20 protein-coding genes are annotated in these 16,081 nt (G+C 54.6%); 8 read left to right on the top strand and 12 right to left on the bottom strand.

Annotation, left to right across the window (positions count from 1 at the left end; translation table 11 throughout):
- Positions 1-100: 100 nt before the first annotated feature.
- Positions 101-394, top strand: coding sequence for a ribosome assembly RNA-binding protein YhbY (yhbY, locus tag LOC22_RS07990; protein ID WP_003861814.1), 294 nt, complete (start codon positions 101-103; stop codon positions 392-394).
- Positions 395-545: 151 nt separating this feature from the next.
- Here yhbY and greA read toward each other — a convergent pair whose 3' ends face one another.
- Positions 546-1,022, bottom strand: coding sequence for a transcription elongation factor GreA (greA, locus tag LOC22_RS07995; RefSeq protein ID WP_006812122.1), 477 nt, complete (start codon positions 1,020-1,022; stop codon positions 546-548).
- 228 nt (positions 1,023-1,250) lie between these two features.
- Here greA and dacB point away from each other — a divergent pair, with 228 nt between their 5' ends.
- From dacB to pmrB, 3 genes are read left to right on the top strand one after another with little or no spacing between them, the layout of a single operon-like run.
- Entirely contained in the window at positions 1,251-2,684 is a 1,434-nt protein-coding gene (gene dacB, locus LOC22_RS08000) for a serine-type D-Ala-D-Ala carboxypeptidase (protein WP_230239481.1), read from the top strand.
- A 2-nt stretch (positions 2,685-2,686) separates the two neighbouring features.
- Entirely contained in the window at positions 2,687-3,349 is a 663-nt protein-coding gene (pmrA, locus tag LOC22_RS08005; protein ID WP_015571977.1) for a two-component system response regulator PmrA, read from the top strand.
- Positions 3,346-4,389, top strand: coding sequence for a two-component system sensor histidine kinase PmrB (gene pmrB / locus LOC22_RS08010; RefSeq protein ID WP_017382733.1), 1,044 nt, complete (start codon positions 3,346-3,348; stop codon positions 4,387-4,389). The genes pmrA and pmrB overlap by 4 nt, the downstream gene beginning before the upstream one ends.
- A 32-nt stretch (positions 4,390-4,421) precedes the next feature.
- Here the strand turns inward: pmrB and cgtA are convergent, their stop codons facing one another.
- The 4 genes from cgtA to rplU all read right to left on the bottom strand — a co-directional run bounded on the left by cgtA (position 4,422) and on the right by rplU (position 7,262).
- Positions 4,422-5,597 carry an Obg family GTPase CgtA gene (gene cgtA / locus LOC22_RS08015; RefSeq protein ID WP_006812124.1) on the bottom strand — a complete coding sequence of 392 codons (1,176 nt, stop codon included), beginning with the start codon at positions 5,595-5,597 and terminating at the stop codon, positions 4,422-4,424.
- A gap of 15 nt (positions 5,598-5,612) precedes the next feature.
- Positions 5,613-6,578, bottom strand: coding sequence for a DMT family transporter (locus tag LOC22_RS08020; RefSeq protein ID WP_015571979.1), 966 nt, complete (start codon positions 6,576-6,578; stop codon positions 5,613-5,615).
- Between the two features lie 95 nt (positions 6,579-6,673).
- Positions 6,674-6,931, bottom strand: coding sequence for a 50S ribosomal protein L27 (gene rpmA / locus LOC22_RS08025; RefSeq protein ID WP_003861831.1), 258 nt, complete (start codon positions 6,929-6,931; stop codon positions 6,674-6,676).
- 19 nt (positions 6,932-6,950) lie between these two features.
- A complete protein-coding gene (gene rplU / locus LOC22_RS08030; RefSeq protein WP_003025032.1) occupies positions 6,951-7,262 on the bottom strand; it encodes a 50S ribosomal protein L21 in 312 nt (103 codons plus the stop codon).
- Positions 7,263-7,519: 257 nt separating this feature from the next.
- Here rplU and ispB point away from each other — a divergent pair, with 257 nt between their 5' ends.
- Together ispB and sfsB are read left to right on the top strand one after the other, a co-directional pair.
- Positions 7,520-8,491, top strand: a complete 972-nt coding sequence (gene ispB / locus LOC22_RS08035) for an octaprenyl diphosphate synthase (protein ID WP_006812126.1) — start codon at positions 7,520-7,522, stop codon at positions 8,489-8,491.
- Between the two features lie 229 nt (positions 8,492-8,720).
- The gene (gene sfsB, locus LOC22_RS08040; RefSeq protein ID WP_020480545.1) at positions 8,721-9,008 is read left to right on the top strand and encodes a DNA-binding transcriptional regulator SfsB; all 288 of its coding nucleotides are present in this window, start codon (positions 8,721-8,723) and stop codon (positions 9,006-9,008) included.
- A gap of 63 nt (positions 9,009-9,071) precedes the next feature.
- Here the strand turns inward: sfsB and murA are convergent, their stop codons facing one another.
- The 7 genes from murA to mlaF form a co-directional block, all read right to left on the bottom strand.
- Positions 9,072-10,331, bottom strand: a complete 1,260-nt coding sequence (gene murA / locus LOC22_RS08045; protein ID WP_006812128.1) for a UDP-N-acetylglucosamine 1-carboxyvinyltransferase — start codon at positions 10,329-10,331, stop codon at positions 9,072-9,074.
- A 50-nt stretch (positions 10,332-10,381) separates the two neighbouring features.
- Entirely contained in the window at positions 10,382-10,636 is a 255-nt protein-coding gene (gene ibaG / locus LOC22_RS08050) for a BolA family iron metabolism protein IbaG (protein ID WP_003861840.1), read from the bottom strand.
- 126 nt (positions 10,637-10,762) lie between these two features.
- On the bottom strand, positions 10,763-11,056 hold the full coding sequence (mlaB, locus tag LOC22_RS08055; protein ID WP_003861843.1) for a lipid asymmetry maintenance protein MlaB: 294 nt from the start codon (positions 11,054-11,056) through the stop codon (positions 10,763-10,765).
- Entirely contained in the window at positions 11,056-11,691 is a 636-nt protein-coding gene (mlaC, locus tag LOC22_RS08060; protein WP_006812130.1) for a phospholipid-binding protein MlaC, read from the bottom strand. The genes mlaB and mlaC overlap by 1 nt, the downstream gene beginning before the upstream one ends.
- A gap of 18 nt (positions 11,692-11,709) precedes the next feature.
- On the bottom strand, positions 11,710-12,258 hold the full coding sequence (gene mlaD / locus LOC22_RS08065; protein WP_006812131.1) for an outer membrane lipid asymmetry maintenance protein MlaD: 549 nt from the start codon (positions 12,256-12,258) through the stop codon (positions 11,710-11,712).
- Positions 12,259-12,262: 4 nt separating this feature from the next.
- Positions 12,263-13,045, bottom strand: a complete 783-nt coding sequence (gene mlaE, locus LOC22_RS08070) for a lipid asymmetry maintenance ABC transporter permease subunit MlaE (RefSeq protein ID WP_003861848.1) — start codon at positions 13,043-13,045, stop codon at positions 12,263-12,265.
- A 7-nt stretch (positions 13,046-13,052) separates the two neighbouring features.
- Positions 13,053-13,865, bottom strand: a complete 813-nt coding sequence (gene mlaF, locus LOC22_RS08075; RefSeq protein WP_017382730.1) for a phospholipid ABC transporter ATP-binding protein MlaF — start codon at positions 13,863-13,865, stop codon at positions 13,053-13,055.
- 227 nt (positions 13,866-14,092) lie between these two features.
- On the opposite strand from mlaF, the gene LOC22_RS08080 reads away from it, so the two are divergent.
- Entirely contained in the window at positions 14,093-15,070 is a 978-nt protein-coding gene (locus tag LOC22_RS08080; protein ID WP_126340367.1) for a calcium/sodium antiporter, read from the top strand.
- Positions 15,071-15,083: 13 nt separating this feature from the next.
- Entirely contained in the window at positions 15,084-16,070 is a 987-nt protein-coding gene (gene kdsD, locus LOC22_RS08085; protein WP_003861853.1) for an arabinose-5-phosphate isomerase KdsD, read from the top strand.
- Positions 16,071-16,081: the final 11 nt, after the last annotated feature.

Below are 16,081 nucleotides of genomic sequence, written 5' to 3' on the forward strand. Positions count from 1 at the left end.
GCTTGCCTGTGACGTAAATTTCTACGCAGCTATTTGGCGATATTAGGGAGATGGCGGTAGAATGAACCGTTTTCAATCCCAACGTAAGCAAAAATATACGATGAATCTGAGTACTAAACAAAAACAGCACCTTAAAGGTCTGGCACATCCGCTCAAGCCTGTAGTGATGCTTGGCAACAATGGTTTGACCGAAGGGGTGCTTGCCGAGATTGAACAAGCGCTGGAACACCACGAGCTGATCAAGGTGAAAATCGCCTCTGAAGACAGAGACACTAAAAACCTGATCGTGGAAGCCATCGTGCGCGAAACCGGCGCCTGTAATGTACAGGTCATCGGTAAAACGCTGGTGCTCTATCGCCCATCTAAAGAGCGCAAAATCTCGCTGCCACGTTAAGGATATCCTGAATCGAACACATTTTCTGTGTGAAACGAGGGATTTCTTTCAGCAGGCGAGCAAAATGCCATGCTCCTTGAGTTGATAAAAGGCCGCTATGCGGCCTTTTTCTTTTCTTTACAATGTATCAACATCTTAGTAGAGAAGCGAATTACAGGTATTCAACCTTAATAATTTCGTATTCCACTTCACCACCAGGGGTGCGGATGGTGACCACATCGTCCTGCTCTTTGCCAATCAGGCCACGAGCAATCGGCGAGTTCACCGAAATCAGGTTCTGTTTGAAGTCCGCTTCATCATCACCCACGATGCGATAGGTCTGCTCTTCGTCGTTGTCCAGATTCAGGACGCTGACGGTAGAGCCGAAGATCACACGGCCATTATTTGGCATTTTGGTGATATCGATAACCTGCGCGTTAGACAGTTTCGCCTCGATATCTTTAATGCGCCCCTCACAGAAACCCTGCTGCTCACGCGCCGCGTGGTATTCAGCATTCTCTTTCAGGTCGCCATGCTCACGCGCTTCCGCGATAGCGGCGATGATTTCAGGGCGACGCACGGATTTGAGAAAATCCAGCTCTTCGCGCAGTTTTTCGGCACCACGTAAGGTCATCGGAATAGCTTGCATTTGTTATACCTCTTAAACATTCCTGTTGGGAGCAGTGTTCCCTGCTCCAGCCCACCTGAACAGGCCAGAAGCAAAAAGAAAACCGACCCGGGAGCAACGCCCCAGGTCAGCAGCAATTTTTCAATTTGATACGCATTTTACCGCGAAGTTCACTATGGGTCATCGTTTACTTTACAGTGCCATGCACCGTAGTATGACGGTTTGTTTTCGGGTTGTTAGCGCGAGATTATGCGATTTTCCAGTTTTATCATCGGATTGACTACCAGTATAACGTTCACCGTTCAGGCCGCGAATGTTGATGAGTACATTAATCAACTGCCCGCCGGCGCGAACCTTGCCCTGATGGTGCAGAAGGTTGGCGCGCAGGCTCCCGAGATTGACTATCACAGTCAACAGATGGCGCTGCCTGCCAGTACCCAGAAGGTGATCACTGCCCTCGCCGCCCTGCTCCAGCTCGGGCCTGACTTCCGTTTTACTACCACCCTTGAAACCAGAGGTAACGTTGAGGGTGGCGAACTGAAAGGCGATCTTATCGCCCGTTTTGGTGGCGATCCCACCTTTAAGCGCCAGGATGTCCGCAATATGGTGGCGGTACTGAAAAAATCCGGCGTAACAAAAATTGATGGCAACGTGCTGATCGACACCTCCATTTTCGCCAGCCACGATAAAGCGCCTGGCTGGCCGTGGAACGACATGACGCAGTGCTTTAGCGCCCCGCCAGCCGCCGCCATCGTTGACCGTAACTGCTTCTCCGTATCGCTTTACAGCGCGCCAAAACCAAATGACTTAGCTTTTATCCGCGTGGCCTCATACTACCCGGTCACGATGTTCAGCCAGGTGCGGACGCTGGCGAAAGGCTCCCCGGAGGCGCAGTATTGCGAGCTGGACGTGGTACCGGGCGATCTCAATCGCTATACGCTCACCGGCTGCCTGACCCAGCGGTCCGATCCCCTCCCGCTGGCCTTCGCCATTCAGGATGGCGCGGGCTATGCCGGTGCCATTTTTAAAGATGAACTGAAGCAGGCGGGCATAACCTACACCGGAACGCTGCTGCGCCAGACGCAGGTGAATGAGCCAGGCACGGTGATCGCCAGCAAACAGTCCGCGCCACTGCATGATTTGCTTAAGATTATGCTGAAAAAGTCGGATAACATGATTGCCGACACGGTGTTCCGCATGATTGGGCACGCGCGATTTGGTGTGCCGGGCACCTGGCGGGCCGGTTCTGATGCCGTACGTCAGATCCTGCGCCAGCAGGCGGGTATCGATCTGGGCAATACGATCGCCGTTGATGGTTCCGGTTTATCGCGTCATAACCTGATCTCGCCGGCCACCATGATGCAGGTGTTGCAGTACATTGCTCAGCATGACGCTGAGCTAAACTTTATTACGATGCTGCCGCTTGCCGGACACGACGGCTCTCTTCAGTACCGCGCGGGCCTTCACGCTGCGGGCGTGGATGGCAAAGTGTCAGCCAAAACGGGTTCCCTGCAAGGCGTTTACAACCTTGCCGGTTTTATCACTACCGCCAGCGGACAACGCATGGCATTTGTGCAGTATCTTTCCGGCTATGCCGTCGAACCGGCTGACCAGCGCAATCGCCGTATTCCACTGGTGCGTTTCGAAAGCAGGCTCTATAAGGACATCTACCATAATAACTAGCGATGAAACTACTGATAGTTGAAGACGATCTGTTATTGCAGGAAGGGTTAGCGCTGGCGCTGGGGAATGAAGGCTACGCCCTGGATTGTGCCACCACGGCCGCTGAAGCAGATGCCCTGATCCAGAGCGGTGAATACAGCCTCGTGATCCTGGATTTAGGGCTGCCGGATAAAGACGGCGCGACGCTACTCTGCCAGTGGCGTCGTCGCGGGGTTGAGAATCCCGTCTTGATTCTCACCGCCCGCGATGCCATTGAAGACAGAATTAACGGGCTGGATTCTGGCGCTGACGATTATCTGGTAAAACCCTTCGCCCTTGCCGAGCTACAGGCTCGCGTACGGGCGTTGATCCGCCGCTATCAGGGCCACAGCGACAACCTGCTGACGGACGGAGATATCACCCTCAATCTGCAAACTCAGCAGGTGCTGCGCCAGTCTCAGCCTGTGGAAGTGACGCCAAAAGAGTTCGCTCTGCTGACGCGCCTGATCATGCGCAGCGGGCAGACCGTGCACCGCGAAACGCTGCAACAGGACATCTACTCCTGGCAGGACGATCCAGGATCAAACACGCTTGAAGTTCACATTCATAATCTGCGGCGCAAGCTCGGTAAAGATCGCATCAAAACCGTACGCGGCGTGGGTTACCGTCTGGAGAGCCAGAAATGAACAGTATGCGCCGGCGATTAATGGTGTTGCTGGCGGTTATTCTGCTATTTTTTCAACTCATTAGCGTTGTCTGGCTGTGGCATGAGAGCCGCGAGCAGATCGGTTTTTTGGTGAACGAAACGTTGTCCGCCAAAGCGCGCAACAACCATGTCGAAAAAGAGATCCGCGAAGCCATTGCCTCCCTGCTGGTCCCTTCTCTGGTGATGGTCGGTTTTACCCTGCTCTTCTCATTTTGGGCCGTCACCTGGATCACCCGACCACTCAACAAACTTCGCGCCAGCCTTGCGAACCGTTCGGCGGATAATCTGACTCCCCTGCCGATGTATTCCGATATGGAAGAGATAGGCGCTGTGACCACGTCGCTCAATCAACTCCTCGCCCGGCTGGACCACACTATTCAACAGGAACGCCTGTTTACCGCCGATGCGGCACACGAGTTACGTACGCCGCTTGCGGGGATCAGGCTCCATCTGGAACTGATGGCTCAGTCCGGTTCCCCGCAGGCCACGCCACTGATAAGCCGTATCGATCAGCTGATGCACACGGTGGAACAGCTGCTGATGCTGGCGCGTGCCGGACAGGCGATGGCCAGCGGCCATTACGATACCGTGAACTGGACAGAAACGATCATTGCTCCGCTCAGTCTGGAGCATGAAGCCAAAGAGCATACGGTAATATGGCCGGCCCACAGCGCGCTGACGGTACAGGGGGACGCCGTCCTGTTACGTCTGATGCTAAGGAACCTTCTGGAGAATGCCGCCCGCTACAGCCCGGCAGGCACAACCATTGAAGTGGCATTAACAGCGACGGAGGGCGGTACCCGGGTGAGCGTTACCGATCAGGGGCCGGGTATTGATGAGGCGCACCGCCAGTCGATCACCGAACCTTTCCGACGTCTCGACCAGCGCTACGGCGGCAGCGGCCTTGGGCTGAGCATCGTACAGCGTATCGTACAGCTCCATCATGGCCATTTAACGCTGGAGAACGGCGCTGAGGGCGGCCTCATCGCCAGCTGTTGGTTACCGGCGAAAATAGGATAAAAAAAAGCCCCGTTAAGGGGCTTTATACAGGGTTAGTGCTTGTAGATGAACTCGACGCCTTCTTCGTCGTCTTCATCCCAGTCATCGTCCCAGTCTTCATCATCTTCTTCCGCTTCCAGCTCTTCGAGTTGCTGGCGGTGGTAGTCATCCCACATGAATTCGACTTTTTCAGGCTGTTTCGCCTCTTCTGCCTGAACAACCGGATTCTCGATGATAAAGGTCATCACATCCCAGCAGAGATCTTTCACGCCAACCTGGCTGGCGGCAGAGATCAGATAGTACTTATCTTCCCAACCCATCGCGTCGGCAATCGCTTTAGCTTTCGCTTCAGCTTCCGCTTTATCCATCAGGTCGATCTTGTTAAATACCAGCCAGCGCGGTTTTTGCGCCAGTTTTTCACTGTATTTCTCCAGCTCGCCGATAATAATACGGGCGTTTTCAACCGGATCGGAACCGTCGATTGGATCGATGTCGATGAGGTGCAACAGTACGCGACAACGCTCAAGGTGCTTCAGGAAGCGAATACCCAGACCGGCGCCTTCTGCTGCCCCTTCAATCAGACCCGGGATGTCAGCGACCACAAAGCTCTTCTCGTTATCCATACGGACAACGCCCAGGCTCGGCACCAGCGTCGTAAACGGATAATCCGCTACTTTGGGTTTCGCCGCAGAGACCGCACGGATAAACGTCGATTTACCGGCGTTTGGCATACCCAGCATCCCCACATCCGCCAGCAGCATCAGTTCCAGTTGCAGGTCGCGCTTATCACCCGGGGTACCCATGGTTTTCTGACGCGGGGTACGGTTAACGGAAGATTTGAAACGGCTGTTACCCAGACCATGCCAGCCGCCTTTCGCCACCATCAGGCGCTGACCGTGTTTGGTCATATCACCCATGGTTTCGCCCGTGCCCTGATCGATGACACGCGTACCCACCGGCACTTTGATCGTCACGTCTTTACCGCGTTTACCGGTACAGTCGCGGCTCTGGCCGTTCTGGCCACGCTCGGCGCGGAAAGATTTTTCGAAACGGTAGTCGATCAGCGTGTTGAGGTTTTCATCCGCCTCCAGCCACACGTCGCCACCGTCCCCACCGTCACCGCCGTCAGGACCGCCACGAGGAATATATTTTTCACGGCGGAAGCTTACACAACCGTTACCGCCATCACCTGCCACGACCAGAATCGTCGCTTCATCAACAAACTTCATTTTACTCTCCGTAACTCATTCGCCTGAGCGGGGGACTATTACAACCGCTTCATTTTTGCGCCAACGCCCCCAAAGACGATGACCAATGGCGGAATACATCGCGCCCGCAACCACGACAAACGCACCGAGATAACCCAACAGGTTGAGCATCGGCTTGACGAAGACATCGGGCCAGGCCATTGATAACAAATCTGAAAATAACAGCGTAAACAGCGGGGTAAGCGTGATTAAGGCGCTCACCTGTGCTGCCTGCCAGCGCGCCATGGCTTCAGCCAGAGCGCCATAACCGACCAGCGTATTCAGCCCACAAAAAATGAGGCACGCCAGTTGCCAGTCGCTGAGCTGGGTAATTACACCCGGCTTCGCTAAAGGCAATAATGCCAGTGTACACAAAGTGTACAGCAAAAAGAGGATCTGCTGTGAGGCAAGACGGCGCAATAACACCTTTTGCGCGACGCCATAACTCACCCAGACCGTTGCTGCACCCACCCCAAAAATGACACCCCAGGTGTAATCCGTCAGGCGGGTAAAAATCTCAATCAGGCTGGTGTTAAAGAACATCACCAGCCCGCAAAGCAGCATGCTTGCCCCGATGATCTGCGTGCCGCGCATCTTCTCCTTGAGGATGAATACGCTGGCGACCATCATGCCGACCGGTGAAAGCTGACCAATCACCTGCGACGCTGTAGGGCTAAGATATTGCAGGGAAGAGCTGAACAGAATGAAGTTACCGAACAGACCGCCCGTCGCGATAGCCAGTAACACCAGCCAACGCGGTTTTCGGAAGATGCGCAGCGGTGGCAGCTTACCTTTGACGGCCAGAATGGCGCCCAGGCCTATGCTTGCCATCAGGAAGCGATAAAACACCACCGTCGGTGGCTCCATGACTTCCAGTACCTGCTTCATTGCAATTGGCAGCGCACCCCAGCACATTGCGGTAGTGAGCGCCAAAAGAATACCCATGCCGGCCTGCTGCTTCATGCCCGTTTTCCCTACAGAAAATTTTCCGGGTTTCCAATGTAAAAAGCCCCGCAACACGTTGCGGGGCTTTAATCCGTTACCGGACCGAGAAAACCTTACTCAGCAACGATGCTGATGTATTTACGGTTGTTCGGGCCTTTAACTTCAAATTTCACTTTACCGTCTGCTTTAGCAAACAGAGTGTGGTCACGACCGCAACCTACGTTGGTACCCGCGTGGAACTTGGTGCCACGCTGACGAACGATGATGCTACCCGCCAGAACGGATTCGCCACCGAAACGCTTAACGCCCAGGCGTTTAGCTTCTGAATCGCGACCGTTACGTGTGGAGCCGCCAGCCTTTTTATGTGCCATTTAAATCTCTCCTCAGGTCTTAGGCGCTGATGCCAGTAATTTTCACATCAGTGAACCACTGACGGTGGCCCTGCTGCTTACGATAGTGTTTACGACGACGAAACTTAACGATTTTAACTTTCTCGCCACGACCGTGAGCAACAACTTCAGCTTTGATAACGCCGCCATCAACGAAAGGAACGCCGATTTTGACTTCTTCACCGTTTGCGATCATCAGAACTTCAGCGAACTCAACAGATTCGCCAGTTGCGATGTCCAGCTTTTCCAGGCGAACGGTCTGACCTTCGCTTACTCGGTGTTGTTTACCACCACTTTGGAAAACCGCGTACATATAAACTCCGCTTCCGCGCACATCCTCGTATGATTCAGAGTGCGCTATAAATATTCACAATAGGGCGCGAATATTACGCAAAACGCGAGCCTTTGACAAGTGCTACCATCAATACATGAAGAAAAAAAACACAACACGTACGGTAACGTTTATCTGAGCCGTTTTTTCAGTACAATCAGCAATACTATTTATAAACCGAAACCCTTTGTGTACCCATCTCGTGTGGGATAAACAGGATAAAAAGCCCGGCTTTTGCGATGAATTTAGAAAAAATCAATGAGTTAACCGCGCAAGATATGGCGGGTGTGAATGCAGCAATCCTGGAGCAACTCAACTCTGACGTTCAGCTGATCAATCAGTTGGGCTATTACATCGTCAGCGGCGGCGGTAAACGTATTCGTCCGATGATTGCCATTCTGGCCGCACGCGCGGTTGGCTATCAGGGAAATGCCCACGTCACGATCGCGGCGCTGATCGAATTTATCCACACCGCCACCCTGCTTCACGACGATGTTGTGGATGAATCAGACATGCGTCGTGGAAAAGCCACCGCCAACGCCGCGTTTGGTAATGCGGCAAGCGTTCTGGTAGGCGATTTTATCTATACCCGCGCCTTCCAGATGATGACCAGCCTTGGCTCGCTGAAGGTGCTGGAAGTGATGTCAGAAGCCGTGAACGTTATCGCTGAAGGTGAAGTCCTACAGCTGATGAACGTCAACGACCCGGACATCACCGAAGAAAACTATATGCGGGTGATTTACAGCAAGACCGCACGTCTGTTCGAAGCCGCCGCGCAATGCTCCGGCATTCTGGCAGGCTGTAGCGAAGCTCAGGAAAAGGGCCTTCAGGACTATGGCCGTTATCTCGGCACCGCGTTCCAGCTGATTGATGATTTGCTGGACTACAGCGCGGATGGCGAAACGCTCGGTAAAAACGTCGGCGATGACCTGAACGAAGGCAAGCCAACGCTGCCGCTGCTCCACGCGATGCGCAATGGCACACCAGAGCAGGCGAAAATGATACGGGAGGCTATCGAGCAGGGAAATGGACGCCATCTTCTGGAACCGGTACTGGAAACAATGGCTATCTGCGGCTCCCTGGAATGGACGCGTCAGCGCGCTGAAGAAGAAGCGGACAAAGCCATCGCCGCCATTCAGGTCATTCCCGACAGCCCATGGCGTGATGCGCTAATCGGCCTCGCGCACATCGCCGTCCAGCGCGATCGATAATCCCCTCCTCATCTCCCTGCGCCCACGCAGGGAGATTCCAGTACACACCAATAAATTACATTTCCGCGTAAGCCCATCGGGTTACAGGCCGCATGTATAAAGCCGTGCCTTATTCTGAATATTGCTTCTCGTAACATGAACTTTTTAGAACACATGTTCGAAGTGAGTATAGTAATGCTGTCTTTTCACACGAAACGACGTGGACGATAACGAACACAAGGACAGCATTATGGATACAAAATTCATCGACTGGCATTCTGCTGACATTATTGCGGCACTGCGTAAAAAAGGAACATCGCTGGCTGCCGAATCACGTCGTCATGGGCTAAGCTCGTCGACGCTGGCAAACGCCCTGACCCGCCCATGGCCGAAGGGGGAACTGATTATCGCGACGGCGCTGGATACGCATCCGTGGGTGATATGGCCGTCACGCTACCACGATCCTATTACCCATGAATTTATCGACAGAACGCGCATGATGCGCCAGGGCAAAACGAAGAAAGCACATCAGGACTGATGCACCAGGATTGACAGGAACAGCAATCCCCCGGCCTGTTATGGCAGGGGGGTGCCGGAACGATTACTCGCCCTTCACACGCTCGATATTTGCACCCAGCGCGCGCAGTTTGTCCTCAATACGCTCGTATCCACGATCGATGTGGTAGATACGATCGACAACGGTAGTCCCTTCCGCAATACAACCTGCCAATACGAGGCTCGCAGACGCGCGCAGATCGGTCGCCATCACCTGCGCACCGGACAGTTTTTCAACGCCGTGGCAAATTACCGTGTTGCTTTCAATCTCAGCATGCGCACCCATACGGATCAGTTCCGGTACGTGCATGAAACGGTTTTCGAAGATAGTTTCCGTGATGAAGCCCGTGCCTTCGGCCACCAGGTTCAACAGCGTGAACTGTGCCTGCATATCCGTCGGGAATGCCGGATGTGGCGCAGTACGCACGTTAACGGCTTTAGGACGCTGCCCGTGCATATCGAGGCTGATCCAGTCTTCACCGATTTCGATATCCGCACCCGCATCGCGCAGTTTCGCCAGCACCGCATCCAGGGTATCCGGCTGGGCGTTACGGCAGACAATCTTACCGCCAGAAATGGCCGCGGCCACCAGGAAGGTACCGGTTTCGATACGATCTGGCAGTACGCGATACACACCACCACCCAGACGTTCAACGCCTTCGATGGTGATACGGTCTGTGCCCTGCCCGCTGATCTTCGCCCCCAGCGCGACCAGGAAGTTCGCGGTATCCACGATCTCCGGCTCACGGGCGGCGTTTTCGATGATGGTAGTGCCTTCTGCCAGCGTAGCAGCCGACATGATGGTGACCGTTGCGCCCACGCTCACTTTGTCCATGACAATGTGCGCGCCTTTCAGACGACCATTGACGGACGCTTTAACGTAACCCTCTTCCAGCTTGATCTCCGCGCCGAGTTTTTCCAGGCCGAAGATATGCAGGTCAACGGGACGCGCGCCGATAGCGCATCCGCCCGGCAGTGAAACCTGTCCCTGACCGAAACGCGCCACCAGCGGACCAAGCGCCCAAATGGAAGCACGCATGGTTTTCACCAGCTCATACGGCGCTGAGAAGTTGTTCACGTTGCTGGCATCGATCCAGACGGAACCGTTACGCTCCACTTTGGTGCCCAACTGGCCGAGCAACTTCATGGTCGTGTCGATATCTTTCAGCTTCGGTACGTTCTGGATCTCTACCGGCTCTTCTGCGAGCAGCGCAGCGAAAAGAATGGGCAGCGCGGCGTTTTTAGCGCCAGAAATTGTGACTTCGCCCTGGAGACGCGTGGGTCCCTGTACACGAAATTTATCCATCGTTTGCTCTCTTATAAATTCAACCGTGCTGCGGGCGTTTCGCCCTCAGCTCAAAAACCGTTTAGTTTGCGATCGCGTGCCCACTCCTGTGGGGTGAACGCTTTAATCGACAGGGCGTGGATGCGGTTATCCGCAATGTATTCCATCAGCGGCGCGTACACAGCCTGCTGTTTCTTCACGCGACTCATTCCGTCGAACATCTCACCCACAGCAATAACCTGGAAGTGACTGCCATCGCCAGAGACGTGGGCTTCCTGAAGGGAGAGTGCATTCATCAGCACAGTCTGGATTTCATTATTTTCCATGGGGTCTACATCATCTGATAGTGAAAACAAGCTCAACATCTTAGAGCAAAGTGGCGCGGTCTTAAACAAGCAAAAAGCCCCGACGCGTAAACTGTCGGGGCTTTCAGAAGTAACGTACTGAAAAAATTAGCGAGGTAATACGTCTTCGGGCAAATTGTAAAGCTGTGCAAGGGTAATCACGTTATCGCTTACCCCCGTCAGGGTAACGCTGCTCCCCTGCTTTTTGCCCGTGGCCACCAGGTGCGCCAGCAGGGCGATACCGGCGGTATCTACCCGCGTAACGCCATGGAGATCAATCAGCGTCACGCCCTGCATCGCGTTATGGCGAGCGTCCCACAGCGGGTTAAGCAGATCCTGATCCAGCTCTCCCGTCAGCGTCAACGTCTCGCCGTCACGCGCCCAGCTAAGCTGCTGTGACATTACTTCTTCTCGTCCAGGGTAATTTTCTGACGAGAGATGGACTGAAGCTGAGCCGTCAGGCCATCGATGCCTTTAGTGCGCAGCAGATCGCTCCACTCGTTCTGTTTAGTGGTGATCATGCTGACGCCTTCAGCGATCATGTCGTACGCCTGCCAGTTTCCGGTCTGGCTGTTTTTACGCCACTGGAAGTCCAGACGAACCGGTGGACGACCGTTTGGATCGATAATCGTCACGCGAATAGGAATGATAGTGGCATCGCCCAGCGGCTGTTCAGGGGCAATCTGATAGGTCTGCCCGTGGTACATCGCCAGCGCCTGGCCGTAAGCCTGTTTCAGGTATTCACGGAACGCCGCAAAGTAAGCCTCGCGCTGTGCAGGGGTCGCATCTTTGTAGTAACGGCCCAGCACCAGTGCGCCCGCATACTTGATCTGCACATACGGCAGCAGTTCCTGATCCACCACATCACGCAGATAATCAGGGTTAGAACGGATTTTTGGCTGTTCGTTTTTAAGACGGTCGAAGGTTTTCTTCGCGGCCTCATCCATCAGTTTGTACGGGTTACTCTGATCCGCAGCGTGCGCCGCGGTAAGAGGGGCAATGACCAGCATGGCAACCATTAACAGTCGTTTAAACATGAATGACTTCTCCTGAAATTAATTCGTCGCGCCTGGCGTCGGTTCGACGTTGGTGTGGTCTTCACTCTGCGCAGGGGCATCGTCAGACTTTTTATCATCCCCTTTACTGTTGTAAAGGAACTGACCAATCATATCTTCCAGCACCATCGCTGACTTGGTATCCTGGATTACGCTACCGTCTTTAAGGATAGTCGTTCCCAGCTCAGGATCTTCAAAACCAACGTTAAGGGCCAGATATTGCTCCCCCAGCAGGCCAGAGGTGCGGATAGAAAGCGAGCTGGTGTCCGGAATGTGGTTATAGCGCTCTTCGATATCCATCGCGACGCGCGGCAGATAGGTTTTCTCATCAAGCGTAATGTCAGCGACACGTCCGATAACGACGCCACCAATACGCACCGGTGAGCGCGCTTTCAGGCCGCCGATGTTATCGAAAGTCGCGTAGACACGATACGTCGGCTCGGCGCGAACAGAGGTGATGTCCGCCGCTCGCAGGCAGATGAACAGCGCGGCCAGCAGCGCCAGAAGCAGAAACACGCCAACCCAAATTTCATTTTTTCTCGTTTGCATGAACTCAATTCCCAAACATCAGTGCGGTGAGCACAAAATCCAGACCTAAAACGGCCAGCGACGAATGTACGACAGTACGCGTCGTTGCACGGCTAATGCCCGCCGACGTCGGAATGGCATCGTAACCATTAAACAACGCAATCCAGGTAACCGTCACAGCGAAAACCACGCTCTTGATCAGACAGTTCACCAGATCCATCCGCAGATCGATGGCGTCCTGCATGGCAGACCAGAAGAATCCGGCATCAATGCCTTTCCAGTTAACGCCAACCAGCGCGCCTCCCCAGATACCTACCGCCACAAAGAGGATAGTCAGTAACGGCAAGGAGATAACCCCGGCCCAGAAGCGCGGCGAGATTACCCGGCGCAGCGGATCGACTGCCATCATCTCCATACTGGAGAGCTGCTCGGTGGCGCGCATCAGGCCAATTTCCGCCGTCAACGCTGACCCGGCACGCCCGGCGAACAGCAGCGCGGCAACCACCGGCCCGAGTTCACGCAGCAGCGAGAGCGCCACCAGCATGCCAAGGCTGGTTTCCGCGCTGTAGGTTGTCAGCACCAGATACCCCTGCAACCCCAGCACCATGCCAATAAACAGACCCGACACGATGATGATAAGCATCGACAGCACGCCGACGTTATAAAGCTGCCGTACCAGTAACGGCGCATGCTTGCGGAACTCCGGTTTGCCGACCAGCGCGTTGAACAACATTAATCCGGCACGCCCGAACGTACTGATGGTTTTTAGGCCACGGTGTCCAAGACCCGCCAACGCATTTAACAGCATGAGTGGCTTAACTCCCTATTCCGAGTAAATCGTCATGATAGTCGCCCGCCGGATAGCGGAAAGGCACCGGCCCATCTGCGATACCGTCCAGGAACTGCCGCACGCGTGGATCGCCATTCTCCTGCAACGCCTGCGCGCTGCCGTGGGCGACGATCTTTTTGTCAGCCACAATATAGGCGTAATCAGCGATACTCAGCACTTCCGGCACGTCGTGGGAAACCACCACGCAGGTGACGCCAAGGGCGCTGTTCAGCTCCGAAATTAACTTCACCAGCACGCCCATGGTGATGGGGTCCTGCCCGACGAACGGTTCATCGAACATGATTAAATCGGGTTCCAGGGCAATAGCACGCGCCAGCGCGGCGCGGCGCGCCATCCCACCCGAGAGTTCGGACGGCATGAGTTTCGCAGCCCCCCGCAGCCCCACGGCTTCAAGCTTCATCATCACCGTACTGTGCAACAGCTCAGGAGGAAGATGGGTGTGCTCACGCAACGGATAGGCCACGTTGTCAAAAACGTTCATATCCGTGAACAGCGCGCCCGACTGAAAGAGCATGCTCATCCGTTTGCGAACCGTGTAGAGGCGCGAGCGAGACATCGCCGGGACATTTTCGCCGTCGAAGAGAATTTCGCCGCTGTCAGGGGGGATTTGCCCGCCGATAAGACGCAGCAACGTGGTTTTACCGATCCCTGACGGCCCCATGATGGCGGTGATTTTACCGCGCGGCACGGTCAGCGAAATATCATCAAATATTAACCGGTTGCCGCGAGAAAAACTGACGCCCCGGACATCGACTATATTCGCCATCGTTTGGCTCATTTATGGTTCCTTACTTACCTTGCTTCACGGCTGGCATGAAGCGTAAATCAGCCCTAAACCCCGCATTTTTACAGAATATTCACTATTGGGGTTAGCGAAAGCTGGCATTTGTTTTACTTTTCCGGCGCATAAAGTCAAAATTAGGAATTCGTTACGTCTCAGACTTCATCTGGCGCCAACATTCGTGCGCAGTGGACCAGCGAGTATACCTGAAGAAAGGACTTTTGATGCTTTTAGCAACAGCACTGTTAATAATTGGTTTACTGTTGGTGGTCTACAGTGCTGACCGTTTGGTCTTTGCCGCATCCATTCTCTGTCGACTCATTGGCATGCCGCCCATCATTATCGGCATGACGGTGGTCAGTGTAGGCACATCGCTTCCTGAAATCATCGTTTCTGTTTCAGCCTCGCTGCATGGGCAGGTCGACCTCGCTATCGGCACCGCGATTGGCTCTAACATCGTCAATATCTTACTGATTTTAGGCTTAGCCGCATTACTGCATCCATTTCGCGTGCATTCTGATGTTTTGCGCCGGGAATTGCCGTTAATGTTAGTCGTCAGTCTGCTGGCAGGCTACGTACTTTATGACGGGGTGCTGAGCGTCGGTGACGGTATATTCCTGCTCGCCCTGGCCGTGATCTGGTTGCTTTACAGCGTGAAGATCGCACGTCTGGCGGAAAAACAGGGTAACGATAGCCTCACGCGTGAGCATCTCGCCGAGCTGCCCCGGGAAGGGACCTTACCCGTCGCCCTGCTGTGGTTGGGCGTCGCGCTAATCATCATGCCAATGGCCACGCGGATGGTGGTCGATAACGCGACGGTGCTGGCGCACGCGTTTGCGATGAGCGAACTGACAATCGGTCTGACGGTAATCGCCATCGGCACCAGCCTGCCAGAGCTGGCCACCGCCATCGCCGGGGCGCGTAAAGGGGAAGATGATATCGCCATCGGCAATATCATCGGCTCGAATATTTTCAATATCGCAATCGTGACAGGGCTGCCGGCGCTAATCTCGCCGGGGCCGTTTAACCCTATGGTTTTCACGCGCGATTACGGTGTGATGCTGCTGGTCAGCGTGATTTTCGCCCTGCTCTGCTGGCGGCGAAAAGAGCAGATCGGCAAAGGCGCAGGCGCGCTGCTGACGGGTGGATTTATCGTATGGCTGGCGATGCTGTACTGGCTTTCGCCTCTTCTCTCTGGGTAAACGGAAACGCATTATGTCGCAAATAGAATTGCAGCCGGGTTTTGACTTTCAGAAAGCAGGCAAAGACGTTCTGGAGATTGAACGTGAAGGTCTGGCGCAGTTAGATCAGTACATTAATCAGGATTTTAGTCTGGCCTGTGAGAAGATGTTCTACTGTGCCGGCAAAGTCGTGGTGATGGGGATGGGCAAATCCGGCCATATCGGACGCAAAATGGCGGCGACCTTTGCCAGTACCGGCACGTCGTCATTCTTCGTTCATCCCGGTGAAGCCGCGCACGGTGACCTCGGCATGGTTACGCCGCAGGACGTGGTTATTGCGCTGTCCAACTCCGGGGAATCGAATGAAATCCTGGCGTTGATCCCGGTACTGAAGCGTCTGCACGTACCGCTGATTTGCATGACCAGCCGACCGGAAAGCAGCATGGCGCGTGCGGCGGATATTCACCTGTGCGTGAAAGTGCCTAAAGAAGCCTGTCCGCTGGGGCTGGCGCCGACCTCCAGCACAACCGCCGCGCTGGTGATGGGCGATGCCCTTGCCGTTGCGCTGCTGGAAGCCCGCGGTTTTACGCCTGAAGATTTTGCCCTGTCTCATCCCGGCGGCGCGCTCGGGCGCAAACTGCTGCTGCGGGTTAACGATATTATGCACACCGGAGATGAGATCCCGCACGTGAGCAAAGAGGCCTCTTTGCGCGACGCGTTACTGGAGATCACCCGTAAAAACCTGGGCATGACGGTTATCTGCGACGATCTGATGAAGATTCAGGGCATTTTCACCGACGGCGACCTGCGCCGGGTATTCGATATGGGTGTGGATGTCCGAACGCTGGGCATTGCTGATGTGATGACGCCAGGCGGGATCCGCGTCCGTCCGGGCACGCTGGCGGTAGATGTGCTGAACCTGATGCAGTCCCGTCATATTACCTCAGTGATGGTTGCCGATGGCGACCAACTGCTGGGTGTGGTACATATGCATGATCTGCTGCGCGCTGGCGTAGTGTAATGAAGGATAAG

The sequence above is a fragment of the Enterobacter sp. AN-K1 genome (assembly GCF_020971765.1).
GTDB lineage: Bacteria > Pseudomonadota > Gammaproteobacteria > Enterobacterales > Enterobacteriaceae > Enterobacter > Enterobacter hormaechei_C.